This is a genomic window from Rhizobium anhuiense bv. trifolii (genome assembly GCF_024346605.1).
Lineage (GTDB): Bacteria > Pseudomonadota > Alphaproteobacteria > Rhizobiales > Rhizobiaceae > Rhizobium > Rhizobium anhuiense.
The window spans coordinates 4,365,874-4,380,138 of the sequence record NZ_CP098803.1 but is presented as its reverse complement, the minus strand read 5'-3'; the positions used below and the strand labels follow the sequence as shown (position 1 = coordinate 4,380,138).

Genomic DNA, 14,265 nt, shown 5'->3' with positions numbered 1-14,265 from the left:
CTGGCAAAGTCCAACGGTCAGGGAGTCGTAATGCAGACAGTCGGAAAGTCGCAAAGCAAGGGATCGGGAATAGGCCGCCACATCGCCGTCACCGGCGTGCTTTTCTCCTTCGCGGTCGTCGTCGCCGTCGTCACCATCATGGTGCTGACGGCGCTTGAACGCGTGGCCGAAAATGCCAATCTCCTCGATGACGAGCGCTCGCGCGAAACGACGATCGGCGCGGTGAAGACTTTCGAGGATCAGCTCGGCGCGACACTCGACGATTATGCCGCCTGGGACGACGCTGCCGTCAACGTCTACGCGCCTGACGGTATGGACTGGACGGTGAGCAATTACGGCGAGATGTCGCTCAACAGCTCGCTGTTCGACATGGCGATCGTCATCGATGACGCGAAGAAGGCGATCATCGCCTATCGCGACGGCAAACCGATGGAGGAGCCGCTCACGGATTTCTTCGCGCCGTCGCTCTGGACCCTGCTCGACACGGTGAAGGCGGCCGGCCCGGCAGATCGTCCTCAAGCGGTCGGTTTCGTCACCACCAAGCGGGGCATTGCCGCTGTCGGCGTGGCATTGGTTCGGAAGAAGTCCGGTGCGCTTGACGTGCCCGCCGGCCAGCACCGGTATCTCGTTTTCGCCCGCCATCTCGATGACGACAGGGTGACCGCTCTCGGCCAGACCTATGTCATTGGCGGCCTGAGGCTGGCGCCACCCAGCTTTGCGGCCGACTATCGCGTCCCGATCGTCGATCCGACGGGGGCAACGCTCGGCAAGCTCGTCTGGACCTCGCGTTCACCCGGCGACATCGCCTATGCGCAGGTGCGGCCGATGGTCATCCAGGCGCTCGGCCTCGTCGGATTGTTTTTCGCGGTACTGCTGGTCATCGGCTTGCTTGCCGGCCGCCGCCTGAAGGCAGAGGAAGGCAGCGCCCGCGAGGAGGCGTTGCGCGACAGGCTGAGCGGCCTTTCCAATCGCGACGGGCTCGGGCTCGCCGTCGATCGTTTTGTCGTCGAAGCACGCCAGACCAGGCGCAACGTGCTGCTCCTCTATCTCGACCTCGATGGCTTCAAGGAAGTCAATGACAGCTATGGCCATGGCACCGGCGACCAGTTGATCCGTGCGGTCGCTGCCGGGCTCGAAGTGCTCATTCCACAGGATGCGGTTCTGGCGCGCATTGGCGGCGATGAATTTGCGATCGCCTTTCTCTCCGACAGCGAGAATGCCGCCGCACTGCAGCTTGCCGAGCAGATCCTCGATTTTCTTGTCGAGCCATTGGAGATCGGGCGCCGCGTCGTCGTCGTCGGGGCCAGTATCGGCATCGCCATGTCACCCTTCGGTTCGATCGGCCGGGAGGAGTTGGTGCGCCGCTCCGATCTTGCCATGTACAAGGCGAAGGAGGCCGGCCGCGCGCGGATGACGCTCTACGATCCGTCGATGGATGCGGATCGAGAGCAGCGCAACGCGCTGGAACTCGATCTCCGGATCGCCATCGAAAGCGGTGACCTGACGCTCGCCTACCAGCCGCTGATCGATGCGACCACCCAGGCGATGACCGGCGTCGAAGCACTGGTGCGCTGGAATCGCCCGGGCCACGGTCCTGTTTCGCCCGAGCTGTTCATCCCGATCGCGGAGACCAGCGGCCTCATCGAATCGCTTGGCCTGTTCGTGCTGCGCAAGGCATGCGAGACGGCCAAGCAATGGCCGGAACTCAACGTTTCGGTCAACGTCTCGCCCGGCCAGTTCCGCAATCCCGCCTTCAGCGACTATGTGCGTTACGTGCTGAAGCAGACGGAGATCGAAGCCAGCCGCATCACGCTCGAGATTACCGAAGGCTACATGATCCAGAATCCGCAGCGGACCCGCCAGTCGATCGAACGGCTGAAGGGGCTGGGGGTCAAGGTGGCGCTTGACGATTTCGGCTCCGGCTTCTCCTCGATCGGTTATCTCAGGCAGTTCGGCTTCGACCGCATCAAGATCGACCGCTCGCTGGTCATGGGCGTCAACGAGGATAAGCGCCAGCGCGAGATGCTGCAGGCGACAGTGGCGCTTGCCCGTTCGCTCGACATTCCGGTGACGGCCGAAGGTATCGAGACCGAGGAGCAGGCGATCGCCATGCGCCTTTTCGGCTGCGACTGCCTGCAGGGCTATTTGTTCGGAAAGCCTGTTACAGCAGACCTCATCACCAAGATGCTGAGCGAGCGACGGGCAGCGGAGCCGACAGGCCGGCGTCGTATAGGCGCAGCCTGACCGGCGGCCTGATCTTCAGAAAGCAAATTTGATTCACACAGAATCCGGCTCAGCTGCCGATATGCCGCTGGCCGCGCTTTTTGGCGAGGGCGATCTGGTGCTGCCGCTGACGGTAGCGCAGCCGGTCTTCTTCCGTGCGCTTGGGATAACAGTGGCTGCAGGAAACGCCTTCCTCGTAGAGCGGCGAGGTGATCTCCTCTGATGTGATCGGGTTACGGCAGGCATGGCACAACCTGTGTTCGCCTTCCGTCAGCCCGTGCTCGACGGAGACGCGCTCGTCGAAGACGAAGCAGGCGCCATCCCAGAGGCTTTCCTCCTGCGGCACTTCCTCCAGATATTTCAGGATGCCGCCCTTCAGATGATAGACCTCGTCGAAGCCCTCAGCCTTCATGAAGGCCGTGGCCTTCTCGCAGCGTATGCCGCCGGTGCAATACATGGCGACCTTCGGCTTGTTGTGCAGGCCGGGATTGTTGCGCACCCAATCCGGAAATTCACGGAAGGTCTTGGTCTTCGGATCGAGCGCGCCGCGAAAGGTGCCGATTGCCGTCTCATAATCGTTGCGGGTGTCGATGACGATCGTATCGGGATCGGAGATCAGCGCGTTCCAGTCCTTGGCGGCCACATAGGTACCGACCACCTTGTTGGGGTCGATATCCTCGACGCCCATGGTGACGATTTCCTTCTTCAACTTCACCTTCATGCGCAGGAAGGGCATTTTCGAGGCGCGGCTTTCCTTGTGCTCCAGGCCCGAAAATTCCGCCTGGGCGCGCAGGAAGGAGAGCACGGCGCCAATCCCGGCATCCGGTCCGGCGATCGTGCCGTTGATGCCCTCATGCGCCAGAAGCAGCGTTCCCTTGACGCCGTTTTCCTCGCAAAGCGCCTGCAGCGGTGCCTGCAGGCTGGCAAAACGCGGCACGGAAACGAAATGGTAGAGGGCCGCCACGAGGAACGGGCTGGTGTGTGTGAGGCTGTCGGTCATAGGCCTGGAAATACAGAAAATCGGCGGGCCACGCAATTGCCTTCGCCAGAGGCGATTTCGACAGGTGGCGGACTACGCTCGCGCCTGCCATTCGGAAAACGGCCGCACGCCGAAACTCCGGTCGGGGATGGCGTCGAGAATGCTGATGAACTCGATCGAGTGCCCGTCCGGATCCTTGAAATAGATCGACAGCGCCGGCATCCAGCCGAGAACCACCGGTTCCGTTGCCGGTTCACCGTTAAAGCCGAGAGGCTCCACGCCCTTTGCCTTGAGCAAGGCGGGAGCCTGCAGCACACTATCGGCGGTCATGCGGAAGGCGATATGCAGCCGCATCTTCAAGGGTCCGGTTCCGGTTTCCCAAAGGCCCAGCATGCCGGTCTTCCGGTCGTCCACCCAGAGGAACGTGACTTTGCGCTCCTCGAACGATCCTGCGGGCTCTAGCCCGACGACATCGCGGTAGAAATCCGTAGAGGTCTTGAGATCGGCAACGGTCAGATGGGTCTCGTAGAGTCCGAGCACCTTCGGCATAGCGGCATTTTCGGCGGTCATTTTTTCCTCGCAGCGTCAGGTCTTTGCTTGTTCGACCACCGGAGGCTAGGACCTCAAGACTGGTTGAGGTCAATGGGTTTGCCCATGATATTTCAGATGCGCTGAGGCATTCGGAAATGCAGCGTTCGCAAGCACTGCCGGTGTCGCCACCTATCGATTCCCGGCGGCCAGCCAGAGAAGCTCGATGCGGTCGGCTTCCTCGTCGGGATCATCGGTGAAGACGATTTCGGCTTTGACAAGCGCCTGCCGCCGGTCTTCCTGTTGGCGGAAGATGATGGCGTCAAGCAGGTGTGCGAGATCGTCGTTGCGGGTGAAGAGCTGCGGTTCGGCCTCCACCAGTTCGGAGAGCACGGCGAGATCGTGTATATGGCCGAGATCTTCGACAAGTTCCGTGGCGGCATCGCGCTTGGCCTTCATCGCGCCCGGCCAGACGTCACGCAGAAGAGCATGGTAGAGCCGATAGTCGTAGGCGCGCTTGCGCAGATCGTGGAAATCGTCGGCCGATGCCTCGCCGTGGCAGGCCGCAAGCGCGGTCTTCGCCTTGCGCGCGGTGCGGCGCCAGCTCTTTGCCAGCATGCGGGCATTCTTGCGGTGGCTGCCGTCGAAGGACACTTTATCCAGGGCTGCGATCGCCGCCGTCAGGACGGCAGAGGTTTCCGTCAGCCGCTGCTCCAGGCCGCTTTCGGCTTCGGCCATCCAGTCACGGCGTCCTTCGAGAACAGTGACGATGCGGCCGAGCGCCTCGCTTTCCTCGTTCCCCCGGGCTGATTGTTGGAGATATTGTGCGGTGCCGATGAGGGCGGCAGCGTCGCGGATCGCCGAAAGCGACACTGCGGCATCGCGCAGCCTCGTGTTTTCCTGGGCCTGGAAATCCGGCACCTTGCGACGAACGAGGCGGTAGAGCGAGCGCAGTCGTTTCAGGCTCTTGCGGAAGGAATGGATTGCCTCATCGGTGCCGTCCGGCCGTTCCTCGACAAGCGTAATGGCACGTTCCAGCTGCTGTGTCGCGACGCTGCGGAACGCGTTCGTGAAATCGGCGTCAGGCCGAATGCGATAGGCCATGCCTGTCGTGCTCATATTCTGTGGCAAGGGCCTGGTTGGAATAGCGGAAATCGCCGGTCACCTCGCGGCCAAGCCAGCTGGGTAGGGCCGGATTGTCGGTTTCCGCCGTCATCTCCACCTCGGCGATGACAAGGCCACGATGCTCGCCAGTAAAGACGTCGACCTCCCAGACGAAACCCTGATGTGGAACGCGGTAGCGCGTCTTCTCGATGACGATGCCGATCGCATTCTGCAGCAGCTCTTTGGCATCGGCGATCGGGATGTCGTATTCGAATTCGTCGCGGGTAATCGTGCTGCGGCCGATCTTGATCGTCAGCTTCGCTTTCCTGTAGTCGAGGATGCGCACCCGGACGGAACGGTCGTCCATCGAAGCGATGTAACCCTGCCGGAGAACAGACTTCGTCTCGACGGCGGAACGCCATCCATCGCTGCGTACAAGAAACTTCCGCTCGATCTCTTTCGCCATATCGGTGAACCTTTTGTGACGATTGCGGCACGGTAGACCAATTTCCACGCATTTCCTACCCATCTTGTCATATGGTCTGGTTTTATCTCGACAAGGGTCGGCGGGGGCGTTATTCGGGATCCGAATTCAATCGTTTCAAGGAAGTCGCACGACCATGGGCGAGAAAACAGAAAAGCTCCTTTCCATCCTGAAACTCCAGCCGGTCGTTCCGGTCTTGATCGTCGACGATGCCAAGTCGGCGGTATCGCTGGCCCGGGCGCTCGTCGCGGGCGGCCTGAAGGCGATCGAGATCACCATGCGCACGCCGGCGGCACTCGATGCCGTGCGCGCCGTCGCAGCCGAGGTCGAGGGCGCCGAAGTCGGCGCCGGCACGATCCTGAATGCCGCCCATTGGCAAGCCGCCGTCGAGGCCGGTTCGAAGTTCATCGTCAGCCCGGGTACGACACAGGAACTGCTCGATGCCGCTGCCGACTCCGATGTGCCGTTGCTTCCGGGGGCTGCGACCGCCAGCGAAGTGATGGCTTTGCGCGAAGAAGGCTACCAAGTGTTGAAATTCTTCCCGGCGGAGCAGGCCGGTGGCGCGGCCTTGCTGAAGGCGCTCTCTTCACCGCTCGCCGGCACGCTGTTTTGCCCGACCGGCGGCATTTCGCTGAGGAACGCCAATGATTATCTCTCGCTGCCGAACGTCATCTGCGTCGGCGGCTCCTGGGTAGCGCCGAAGGAACTGATCGCGGCCGGCGACTGGGCTGGCATTACCAGGCTCGCGGCAGAAGCGGCGGCACTGAAGGCCTGAGTTTCGGTAGGGGTGGGGTCGGCCTTCGGGCATAATCCCCACTCCTCAATTTGTATTTCACCCGTCGCAAACCTATGTACCTCTCCAGCTTCAAACAGGGAGATGACGAGGAATGTTCGACGCAAAGAAGCTTCTCGACCAGTTCTTGGGTTCGCAGGTGCCGGGTCTCGGCGGTTCGGTCCGCGACAGGGCGGGCGACGCCGTTCAGACGGCTAAAAACAACCCGCTGGCGACAGGCGCGATTGCAGCCGCGCTTCTCGGCACCAAGACCGGCCGGGGTATTGCCGGCAATGCATTGGCGATCGGCGGTCTTGCCGCCATTGCCGGCCTCGGCTACCAGGCCTACAAGAATTACCAGGCGGGGCAGGCGCCCGCAGCCCCCTCGGATGCGCCCTCGGCCAACAATCCGGTTCTCTTGCCGCCGCCCGCCGAATCCGGTTTCGGACCGACGTCGCCTGCCGGCAGCAATGAATTCGTGCTGGTGCTGATCCGCGCGATGATCGCCGCCGCCAAGGCCGACGGCCATATCGACGATGCCGAACGCGCCCTCATCATGGACAAGGTCAAGGCCGCCGACGTCAGTGGTGAGGCCGCGGCCTTCATCGAGCACGAACTCGCTTCGCCGACGGATATCGATGCGCTGGTGGCCGCGGCGAGGACCGAAGAACAGCGCGTCGAACTTTACACCGCCTCGCGGCTCACCATCGAGCCGGATTCGCGCGCCGAGCGCGGTTATCTCGATCTGCTCGCCGGCCGCCTCGGTCTTGCCGACCAGTTGGTCGACCATATCGAGGCGACGGTGTCCTCCGCCAAGGTGACCTTGTCACAGTGACAAGCAGGCCGGTTGCCTTTGTCGGGCGGCTGGCCTATCCACTCCTAGACAAGGGGAGTGAACATGCGCGATCTAGCAAATTTCAACGGTTGTCCGGCGCCGACGCCGGTCACGCTCAAGGGTCGTTTCGTCACCGTCGAGCCCTATCGGCGCGCGGAACATCTCGAGGCGCTGTGGGACGGGCTCGGCGGTATGGGCATCAACCCGCTGCTTCTCTATTTCGCGCAGGACGATTTCTCCGGTATCGACGATTTCGCCAACTGGCTGGAAGCCGTCCACACCAAGTCCGGCTGGCTCACCCATATCTTCCGTGACAACGCCACCGGCAAGATTGTCGGCATGGCGAATTACATGCGCGCCGACCCGGCAAACGGCGTCGTCGAGATCGGCGGAGTGGCGCACGGCGCCGAGATGAAGCGGTCGCCGCTTTCGACCGAGGCGCATTATCTGATGGCCAAGCACGTGTTCGAGGATCTCGGCTACCGCCGCTACGAATGGAAATGCGACAATAAGAACGAGGCGAGCAAGACGACGGCCGCGCGTTACGGCTTCAGCTTCGAAGGCGTCTTCCGCCAGCACATGATTTCCAAGCATCGCAACCGCGATACCGCCTGGTTCTCGATGATCGATGTCGAATGGCCGATGATCAACGATGCCTTCGAGGCCTGGCTTTCGCCTGAGAATTTCGACGCCGCCGGCAACCAGATCCGCCGCCTGCAGGATATCCGCGCCGATCTCGAAAAGGAAAGGCTCGTATGAGTCCGGAGAGCCGCTCGCAGGCGACAGCCGCCGGCATCATCCTGCTTGGTGCCGCCTTGGTCATCTATTTCCTGCCGACCATCGTGCTGTGGATCGGCAATTTCTCGCCGACACTGGCGATTGCCGTCGGCGTCTGCCTGATCATGGCGTTCTTCGCGGTGTTCTGGCTGCGGGCGCGCTATCAGCGCGGCAGAGAGAAATAGGGCTACAGCTCTACCCCTGCAGCGAGGCCCCGAGCAGCAGGGCGCCCATCAGCATGACGAGCACGGCGCCGAGGATTTCGATGGCGTTGCCGACCCAGATCGAGGCGGTCGAGCCGCGTCCGGAGAGTCGGACGGCCGCCCCCTTGGCCGTGACGGCAAGTGTGGCAAGCAGGGAAACGGTGATCGCCGTGCCGAGCGACATGGCGGCGACGGAAAGCACGCCGCCGAGATAGAGCCCGTTCAGCAGCGAGAAGGTCATGACCAGCAGTGCGCCCGAGCAGGGGCGCAGACCGACGGCAACGATCGCCGACCAGGCCTCGCGGGCGCTGAACCTGTCGCCGGCGAGCAGGGCCGGATCAGGCACATGGGCATTGCCGCAGGTCTCGCAGGCCATGCCGGGAACGAAGGTATGGCCGGCGTCGATGGCCTGTGCCTTGCCGTTGAAGGCATAGACCTGGCGCTCGGCCGCATTATCCTTCCAGTCGAGCATCATGCTGACCGGGCCGGCGGACGTCGCCATCAGCCGGCGGCGCGGCATGTTGCCCACCATCGAGCGCAGTTTGCGGAACAGCAGCCAGCCGCCGAAGAGGATGACCATGACGAAGCTTGCGATTTCCATCGCATGGGTCGCCGCCGTCAGCGTGATACCGGTGCCGCGCAGCACCAGCCAGGCGCCGCCGACCAGCGCTACCGCCATCACGCCCTGGACGAAGGCCGAAATGAAGGAAATCACGACGCCGCGTTTCAACTCGACCTCGTTGGCGATCATGTAGGAGGAGATGACCGCCTTGCCGTGGCCGGGGCCAGCGGCATGGAAGACGCCGTAGGCAAAGGAGAGGCCGATCAGCGATGCCAGCTGCCACGGGTCCTGGCGCATGGCCTTCAAGGCACCGGTCAGCGCCCGGTAAAAGGCCTGCTGCTCATAGTTCACGTAGAGCAGAAGCGGTGCGAGCGGCCCGCCGGTCGGCTGGAAGCTCGGCTCCGCCGTGCCGATGCCGAGCGGCGATTGCGCATGGGCGAGGCTTGCCGCCGTCAGCAGCGCGAGAGCTGCAGCGGAAAGGGTGAGGGGTAACCGTTTCGTCAGCATGTGACCTCCAGCCGGGTGGCGAAGAGTTTGGACATGTTGGTGCCGGTGGGATCGTTGAAGAAGGCGTCCGTCAGTGACTGCTTGTTTTCCGAGATCACCTGGTCGGCATCAGGCCTTACCACCTGATGCTTGCAGGCCTTGAAACCGTCGCCGACCGTTGCCAGTTCACCGTCTGTGGGAAAATCGATCGAGGTATAGAGCGTCGGGTCGTAGACGCCGAAGGTGAGCCTGCCCTTGAGTGGCATCTTCTCCACCGGCTTCACCGCAAAGAACATCAAGAGCTGGCCGTCCTTGTAGTCGACATGGATGATGTCGGGCTTCTGGACGGTGATGTTCTTCCCGTTGATCGTCAGGTTCATGTAGTAGTCGTAATCGGCGAGCGATTGCTTCACCGTCTTTCCGACCTCGGCGAGTTCGTTCGGCTCCAGCTTCAGATCGGTGTTCTTGTCGAAATCCATGACGACGGAGGAGGAGAAGACCTCGTCGAAGCGCCAGACATTGCGCAGTTCCTCGACGCTGCCGTCCTTGCCGGCCACAACTTCGAGACGCGCCTCCACAAAGATGTGCGGATGGGCAAAGGCGGCGGCCGGCGCCAGCGAAAGAAGCGCGGCCATCAATATCGTCGAATGTTTCATCTGTTCCGCTGCCCTGTTCGGTGACCCTGACTTCTTGCCAGAAATTGGGACGGAATTGGGACCGGGTTAGTGGTGGCTGGCGCGGACGGAATGTCGCATCCGCCCCATTATGGATGTTTCTTGAACCAGTTGTGCAGGTAGTCGACGAAGATCCTCACTTTGGCCGGCAGATAGCGCCGATGCGGATAGACGGCGTAGATGCCGCGGTCGGTCGGGAGGTAGTCGTTGAACAGCGTCACCAGTGCGCCGCTCTCGATCGGCTTGCGGGCGATGAAATCCGGGATGAGGGCGATGCCGATGCCGGCGAGCGCTGCGCGCAATGTCGCATGCGGGCTGTTGACCTCGATCGGTCCGCTGACGGCGACGGCGAACGAGGTGTTGTCGGGATTGTGGAAGCGGATGCTTGCCTGGGTGCGCGCATTGGTGTCGACGATGAAGGGGACGTTGGAAATGTCGCTGGGGTGCTCGAGATCGGGATGGCGTTCGAGAAATTCCGGGGTGGCGCAGAGATGGACGCGGAAATCCGAGATCTTGCGGGCGATCATGCCGGAATCCTCGAGTTTGGTGACGCGGATCGCCACGTCGAAACCTTCCTCGATCAGGTCGACGAACCGGTCGTCGGCGGCGATCTCCAGCGAAAGGTCCGGGTTCTCCTTGGCGAAATCGATCAGCGACTGGCCGACATCGGCATCGACGAAGGTGCGCGGCACCGAGATGCGAAGCCGCCCTTTGAGCTGTGCATTGTTTTCACGCACGAGATCGGCGAGGTTGTCGATCTCCTTCAGGATATCGGAGGCGGTGCGGTAGTAGGTATGGCCAGCCTCGGTCATTGAGAACTGCCGGGTGGTGCGGTTGAGCAGCAGGGCGCCGAGCTCATCCTCCAGTTCGCGCACATATTTGGAGAGCAGCGCCTTCGAGCGGCCGGTGCGCCGCGCCGCGGCGGAAAAGCCTTCGGCCTCGACGACATCGATGAAGGCCCGTATGCGTGTCAAGGTGTCCATGGCTGTTCCCGAAGCTGTTTCGGAATGTTGAACAAATTGGGCGATTTTGTTCAATTATTTTTTTGGCCCCAGATTAAAAAATCGCTTGATTATGAAGGCGAATATTCTTATTTCCCACTCAGCCCAAAGTCGCACGTGCCCATGGGTGTCCGCCGAACCCTCGAATTGGTGAGGAAATCGGTAAGGTACCTGGAATTAACCCCTCCAGTCGCTATTCCGGCCAACCGGAAAATGCGAGGACGCCTGAAGCAACGACGGTGCGGGCCTTTTTGTTCTCTCCCTGCTTTCCATCAGCGGGGGTTACTGAAGAGGCACACCATCATTGCCGGAAGTGCGGTTGGGATTCTCCCTCCAATCCATGGCAGACAAAGCCGAACTTACACCGCGTCCGCGGCGTTGGTTCACTATCTGCGCATCGAGCGCTTGCTATGGTTCCGGGGTCTCCACCGGCTGGTTCCAATGCGAGCTATCGTATGCCCTTTGTCCTCCGGTTCATGCCGGAGCTCTGGAATTGGAAGAGGGAATCGATATGACCACCCAGCGCATCCGCGACTTTCTCGCAACCCGACGTCCCGACGGTCCCTGCCTCGTGGTTGACCTCGACGTCGTTCGCGACAATTTCCACGCCTTCCGTCACGCCATGCCGGACAGCGCCATCTACTACGCCGTCAAGGCCAACCCGGCCCCGGAAGTGCTGAAGCTGCTTGCAGGCCTCGGCTCCAATTTCGATTGCGCATCCGTAGCCGAAATCGAAATGGCGCTCGAAGCCGGTGCGACCGCCGCCCGCATCTCCTACGGCAACACGATCAAGAAGGAACGTGACGTTGCCCGCGCGCATGCGCTCGGCGTCAGCCTCTTTGCGGTCGACAGCCACGAGGAAGTCGAGAAGATCTCGCGCGCCGCTCCCGGCGCCCGCGTCTTCTGCCGCGTGCTGACCGATGGCGAAGGCGCTGAATGGCCGCTGTCGCGCAAGTTCGGCTGCGTTCCGCAGATGGCCGTCGACGTTCTCGTCTACGCCCATCAGCTTGGCCTGCAGTCCTACGGCGTCTCGTTCCATGTCGGTTCCCAGATGACCAAGGTCGATGCCTGGGATTCGGCGCTCGCCGATGCCAAGCGTGTCTTCGTATCGCTTGCCAAGCAGGGCATCCACCTGCAGATGGTCAACATGGGCGGCGGCTTCCCGACCAAGTACCTGCGCGACGTTCCGTCCGCAGAAGCTTACGGCAAGTCGATCTACCAGGCGCTGCGCACGCATTTCGGCAACCAGATCCCGCAGACGATCATCGAGCCGGGCCGCGGCATGGTCGGCAATGCCGGTGTCATCAAGGCGGAAGTCGTTCTGATTTCGAAGAAGTCGGACAATGACGATGCCCGCTGGGTCTTCCTCGACATCGGCAAGTTCGGCGGTCTCGCCGAGACGATGGACGAAGCCATCCGCTATCCGATCCGCACGGAGCACGACGGCGACGAGATGGAGCCCTGCGTCATCGCCGGCCCGACCTGCGATTCGGCCGACGTGCTCTACGAGAAGAACCTCTATCCGCTGCCGATCTCCCTTTCGATCGGCGACGAGGTCCTGATCGAAGGCACCGGCGCCTATACGACGACCTATTCGGCGGTCGCTTTCAATGGTTTCGAACCGCTGAAGGCCTACGTCATCTGAGGTCGTTTCCGCCGGCCCCGTAACCAGCCGGGGCGGCAACTTCACAATTTTCCTTCATCGCCGCTGATAACGGTATTGGGTACGGGAGGCCAAGATGGCCGCTGTTCTTGATTCTGTCCGCGCATTCTTTGCGCCCACCACTTTCACCATCGACGCCGAGAATCCCTCGGATGTCGTTGCTCGCGAAAACCTGCTCGACCGCGTCATGGGCGCGGATCGCCGCAAGAAATCGTCGGAGAAGATCCGCCGCAACCGCGTCCCGGCCGAGGGTCTTGCGCTCGTCGCGCGTGACCGCGACGGCCGGATCATCGGTACGGTGCGGCTCTGGAACATCGAGGCCGGCGTCAATGACGAAGGCACGCCGATCAATGCGCTGCTGCTCGGGCCGCTTGCCGTTGCCTCGCAACATGGCGGCAAGGGCATCGGTGCGGCGCTGATGCGGGCTGCGATCCTTGAAGCGAAGAACCGCGGGCATGGCGCCGTCCTGCTCGTCGGCGATGCTGCCTATTACGAGCGTTTCGGCTTTTTTGCCGAAAAGGCTCGCCATCTTGTCATGCCGGGTCCGTTCGAACGCTCGCGCTTTCTTGCGCTCGAGCTCACGGAAGGCTGGCTTGACGGCGCGGCCGGCATGATCGTCCCCTCGGGGCGCATGCTGGCCAGCGCGCCGGTTCGCCGCGCGGCCTGAGCTGTGTCGATGGGTCGGTCGGGGTTGGACGTCCTTTCGCCGTCCGGCAATATCCGCGCCGCTTGACCATGGAGGCAGACGGGCCTGTCGTGGTTGCGGCGCGGATTATTCTTTTGGGCGCGAGCCCAGCTGCGGTCACCTGGGTAAGCATCGCGCGCGGAAACACAATCGCGTGAAAAGTGCCGCAGTCACGCGAACATGGCGCGGCGATATCCTATCTTGCGCCAGATGATCCGTCTTCTCTCCCTTCTGCTTCTCTTCTGCATGCCGCTTGCAGCGGCGGAATCGGCGGTTGCCCAGAGCACGGCTTCCACCGCCGGTGGGCTTGGGCCGCGTCTCGATCGAGTGGCGACCGATCCTGCGATGCGGCCTCTAAAGACGGTGATTGTTGCTCGCGATGGGCGTGTGCTTACCGAACGCGGATTTCATGGTCATTCGCCGGCGGAATCGACCAATATCAAATCCGCTTCGAAATCGATCATTTCGGCGCTGGTCGGTATCGCCATCGACAAAGGCCTGCTTTCGGGGCCGGATCAGAAGATCGCGCCGATCCTGAAGGTCGATCTCCCGCTAACGCCGGATCCGCGCCTCAACGACATCACCATCGGCAATCTTCTCTCCATGCAAGCCGGGCTCGATCGCATGTCGGGGGCGAACTACGGCCGCTGGGTTTCCTCGCGCAACTGGGTACGTTTTGCGCTCTCGCAGCCTTTCGTCGATCAGCCCGGTGGCGAGATGCTCTATTCCACCGCGTCCACGCATCTGCTCTCGGCCATTCTCACGAAGGTCAGCCGGCGGTCGACGCTGGCCTTGGCGCAGGAATGGCTCGGTCCGGTCGATGGTTTCCGCATCGGCGCATGGGAGCGCGATCCGCAGGGCATCTATCTCGGCGGCAATCAGATGGCGATGAGCGCCCGGTCCCTGCTTGCCTTCGGTGAACTCTATCGCAACGGCGGCAAGACTGCCGACGGCCGCCAGATCGTATCTGCCGACTGGATCTCCCAGTCGTGGCAGCCTCGCACCAACTCGCGCTTCTCCGGCGATGAATATGGCTACGGCTGGTTCACGCGGCAGATCGGCGGCGAAGAGGTGCATTTCGCCTGGGGTTACGGCGGGCAGATGCTCTACATCGTCCCGTCGCTCGATCTCACCGTCGTCATGACTTCAGAAGAGAGCGGTCCGTCTGCCCGAAACGGCTACCGGGATCTGTTGCATGGTCTGTTGGCTGATATCATCGGCACGGTGCGGGCCGCCTGACGGCAGCATCCCTTGAATTGTGCTGCAGCGGAAAAACCGCGATCGTTAAA

General features: G+C 62.1%; 15 protein-coding genes. 8 read left to right on the top strand and 7 right to left on the bottom strand.

Annotated features, from left to right (window positions below):
• The first annotated feature begins 30 nt into the window (after positions 1-30).
• The gene (locus NE851_RS30120; RefSeq protein ID WP_132575832.1) at positions 31-2,244 is read left to right on the top strand and encodes a putative bifunctional diguanylate cyclase/phosphodiesterase; all 2,214 of its coding nucleotides are present in this window, start codon (positions 31-33) and stop codon (positions 2,242-2,244) included.
• Positions 2,245-2,293: 49 nt separating this feature from the next.
• On the opposite strand, the gene trhO is transcribed toward NE851_RS30120, so the two are convergent.
• From trhO to NE851_RS30100, 4 genes are all read right to left on the bottom strand, one after another.
• A complete protein-coding gene (trhO, locus tag NE851_RS30115) occupies positions 2,294-3,223 on the bottom strand; it encodes an oxygen-dependent tRNA uridine(34) hydroxylase TrhO (RefSeq protein WP_063475296.1) in 930 nt (309 codons plus the stop codon).
• Between the two features lie 72 nt (positions 3,224-3,295).
• Positions 3,296-3,772: a VOC family protein gene (locus NE851_RS30110; RefSeq protein WP_127430725.1), complete on the bottom strand. Its 477-nt coding sequence runs from the start codon at positions 3,770-3,772 to the stop codon at positions 3,296-3,298.
• Between the two features lie 150 nt (positions 3,773-3,922).
• A complete protein-coding gene (locus NE851_RS30105; protein WP_183906207.1) occupies positions 3,923-4,834 on the bottom strand; it encodes a CHAD domain-containing protein in 912 nt (303 codons plus the stop codon).
• Complete coding sequence (locus NE851_RS30100; RefSeq protein ID WP_254959551.1) at positions 4,812-5,300, bottom strand: CYTH domain-containing protein; 489 nt, start codon at positions 5,298-5,300, stop codon at positions 4,812-4,814. The genes NE851_RS30105 and NE851_RS30100 overlap by 23 nt, the downstream gene beginning before the upstream one ends.
• Positions 5,301-5,454: 154 nt before the next feature.
• On the opposite strand from NE851_RS30100, the gene NE851_RS30095 reads away from it, so the two are divergent.
• The 4 genes from NE851_RS30095 to NE851_RS30080 all read left to right on the top strand — a co-directional run bounded on the left by NE851_RS30095 (position 5,455) and on the right by NE851_RS30080 (position 7,887).
• Positions 5,455-6,093 (top strand): 2-dehydro-3-deoxy-phosphogluconate aldolase, encoded by a 639-nt coding sequence (locus NE851_RS30095; RefSeq protein ID WP_127430727.1) that lies wholly within the window; start codon positions 5,455-5,457, stop codon positions 6,091-6,093.
• Between the two features lie 112 nt (positions 6,094-6,205).
• Positions 6,206-6,925 carry a tellurite resistance TerB family protein gene (locus NE851_RS30090; RefSeq protein ID WP_047616310.1) on the top strand — a complete coding sequence of 240 codons (720 nt, stop codon included), beginning with the start codon at positions 6,206-6,208 and terminating at the stop codon, positions 6,923-6,925.
• Positions 6,926-6,988: 63 nt separating this feature from the next.
• Positions 6,989-7,684 carry a GNAT family N-acetyltransferase gene (locus tag NE851_RS30085; protein ID WP_063475297.1) on the top strand — a complete coding sequence of 232 codons (696 nt, stop codon included), beginning with the start codon at positions 6,989-6,991 and terminating at the stop codon, positions 7,682-7,684.
• Complete coding sequence (locus NE851_RS30080) at positions 7,681-7,887, top strand: hypothetical protein (protein ID WP_047616314.1); 207 nt, start codon at positions 7,681-7,683, stop codon at positions 7,885-7,887. Before NE851_RS30085 ends, NE851_RS30080 begins: the two co-directional genes overlap by 4 nt.
• Before the next feature lie 10 nt (positions 7,888-7,897).
• On the opposite strand, the gene NE851_RS30075 is transcribed toward NE851_RS30080, so the two are convergent.
• The 3 genes from NE851_RS30075 to NE851_RS30065 all read right to left on the bottom strand — a co-directional run bounded on the left by NE851_RS30075 (position 7,898) and on the right by NE851_RS30065 (position 10,610).
• The gene (locus NE851_RS30075) at positions 7,898-8,974 is read right to left on the bottom strand and encodes a nickel/cobalt transporter (RefSeq protein ID WP_063475298.1); all 1,077 of its coding nucleotides are present in this window, start codon (positions 8,972-8,974) and stop codon (positions 7,898-7,900) included.
• On the bottom strand, positions 8,968-9,609 hold the full coding sequence (locus tag NE851_RS30070; RefSeq protein WP_047616317.1) for a DUF1007 family protein: 642 nt from the start codon (positions 9,607-9,609) through the stop codon (positions 8,968-8,970). The genes NE851_RS30075 and NE851_RS30070 overlap by 7 nt, the downstream gene beginning before the upstream one ends.
• Positions 9,610-9,716: 107 nt before the next feature.
• Positions 9,717-10,610: a LysR family transcriptional regulator gene (locus tag NE851_RS30065; RefSeq protein WP_047616318.1), complete on the bottom strand. Its 894-nt coding sequence runs from the start codon at positions 10,608-10,610 to the stop codon at positions 9,717-9,719.
• Positions 10,611-11,139: 529 nt separating this feature from the next.
• Here NE851_RS30065 and odc2 point away from each other — a divergent pair.
• The 3 genes from odc2 to NE851_RS30050 all read left to right on the top strand — a co-directional run bounded on the left by odc2 (position 11,140) and on the right by NE851_RS30050 (position 14,215).
• Positions 11,140-12,273 (top strand): ornithine/lysine decarboxylase, encoded by a 1,134-nt coding sequence (gene odc2, locus NE851_RS30060; protein ID WP_016737287.1) that lies wholly within the window; start codon positions 11,140-11,142, stop codon positions 12,271-12,273.
• 94 nt (positions 12,274-12,367) lie between these two features.
• The gene (locus NE851_RS30055) at positions 12,368-12,958 is read left to right on the top strand and encodes a GNAT family N-acetyltransferase (protein WP_028757641.1); all 591 of its coding nucleotides are present in this window, start codon (positions 12,368-12,370) and stop codon (positions 12,956-12,958) included.
• Between the two features lie 228 nt (positions 12,959-13,186).
• Positions 13,187-14,215, top strand: a complete 1,029-nt coding sequence (locus NE851_RS30050) for a serine hydrolase domain-containing protein (protein ID WP_164735941.1) — start codon at positions 13,187-13,189, stop codon at positions 14,213-14,215.
• The last annotated feature ends 50 nt before the right edge of the window (positions 14,216-14,265 follow it).

Excerpts from the sequence above, each read along its gene's own strand:
- NE851_RS30120 (WP_132575832.1), top strand. The coding sequence starts at position 31 with ATGCAGACAGTCGGAAAGTCGCAAAGCAAGGGATCGGGAATAGGCCGC.
- trhO (WP_063475296.1), bottom strand. The coding sequence starts at position 3,223 with ATGACCGACAGCCTCACACACACCAGCCCGTTCCTCGTGGCGGCCCTC.
- NE851_RS30110 (WP_127430725.1), bottom strand. The coding sequence starts at position 3,772 with ATGACCGCCGAAAATGCCGCTATGCCGAAGGTGCTCGGACTCTACGAG.
- NE851_RS30105 (WP_183906207.1), bottom strand. The coding sequence starts at position 4,834 with ATGGCCTATCGCATTCGGCCTGACGCCGATTTCACGAACGCGTTCCGC.
- NE851_RS30100 (WP_254959551.1), bottom strand. The coding sequence starts at position 5,300 with ATGGCGAAAGAGATCGAGCGGAAGTTTCTTGTACGCAGCGATGGATGG.
- NE851_RS30095 (WP_127430727.1), top strand. The coding sequence starts at position 5,455 with ATGGGCGAGAAAACAGAAAAGCTCCTTTCCATCCTGAAACTCCAGCCG.
- NE851_RS30090 (WP_047616310.1), top strand. The coding sequence starts at position 6,206 with ATGTTCGACGCAAAGAAGCTTCTCGACCAGTTCTTGGGTTCGCAGGTG.
- NE851_RS30085 (WP_063475297.1), top strand. The coding sequence starts at position 6,989 with ATGCGCGATCTAGCAAATTTCAACGGTTGTCCGGCGCCGACGCCGGTC.
- NE851_RS30080 (WP_047616314.1), top strand. The coding sequence starts at position 7,681 with ATGAGTCCGGAGAGCCGCTCGCAGGCGACAGCCGCCGGCATCATCCTG.
- NE851_RS30075 (WP_063475298.1), bottom strand. The coding sequence starts at position 8,974 with ATGCTGACGAAACGGTTACCCCTCACCCTTTCCGCTGCAGCTCTCGCG.
- NE851_RS30070 (WP_047616317.1), bottom strand. The coding sequence starts at position 9,609 with ATGAAACATTCGACGATATTGATGGCCGCGCTTCTTTCGCTGGCGCCG.
- NE851_RS30065 (WP_047616318.1), bottom strand. The coding sequence starts at position 10,610 with ATGGACACCTTGACACGCATACGGGCCTTCATCGATGTCGTCGAGGCC.
- odc2 (WP_016737287.1), top strand. The coding sequence starts at position 11,140 with ATGACCACCCAGCGCATCCGCGACTTTCTCGCAACCCGACGTCCCGAC.
- NE851_RS30055 (WP_028757641.1), top strand. The coding sequence starts at position 12,368 with ATGGCCGCTGTTCTTGATTCTGTCCGCGCATTCTTTGCGCCCACCACT.
- NE851_RS30050 (WP_164735941.1), top strand. The coding sequence starts at position 13,187 with ATGATCCGTCTTCTCTCCCTTCTGCTTCTCTTCTGCATGCCGCTTGCA.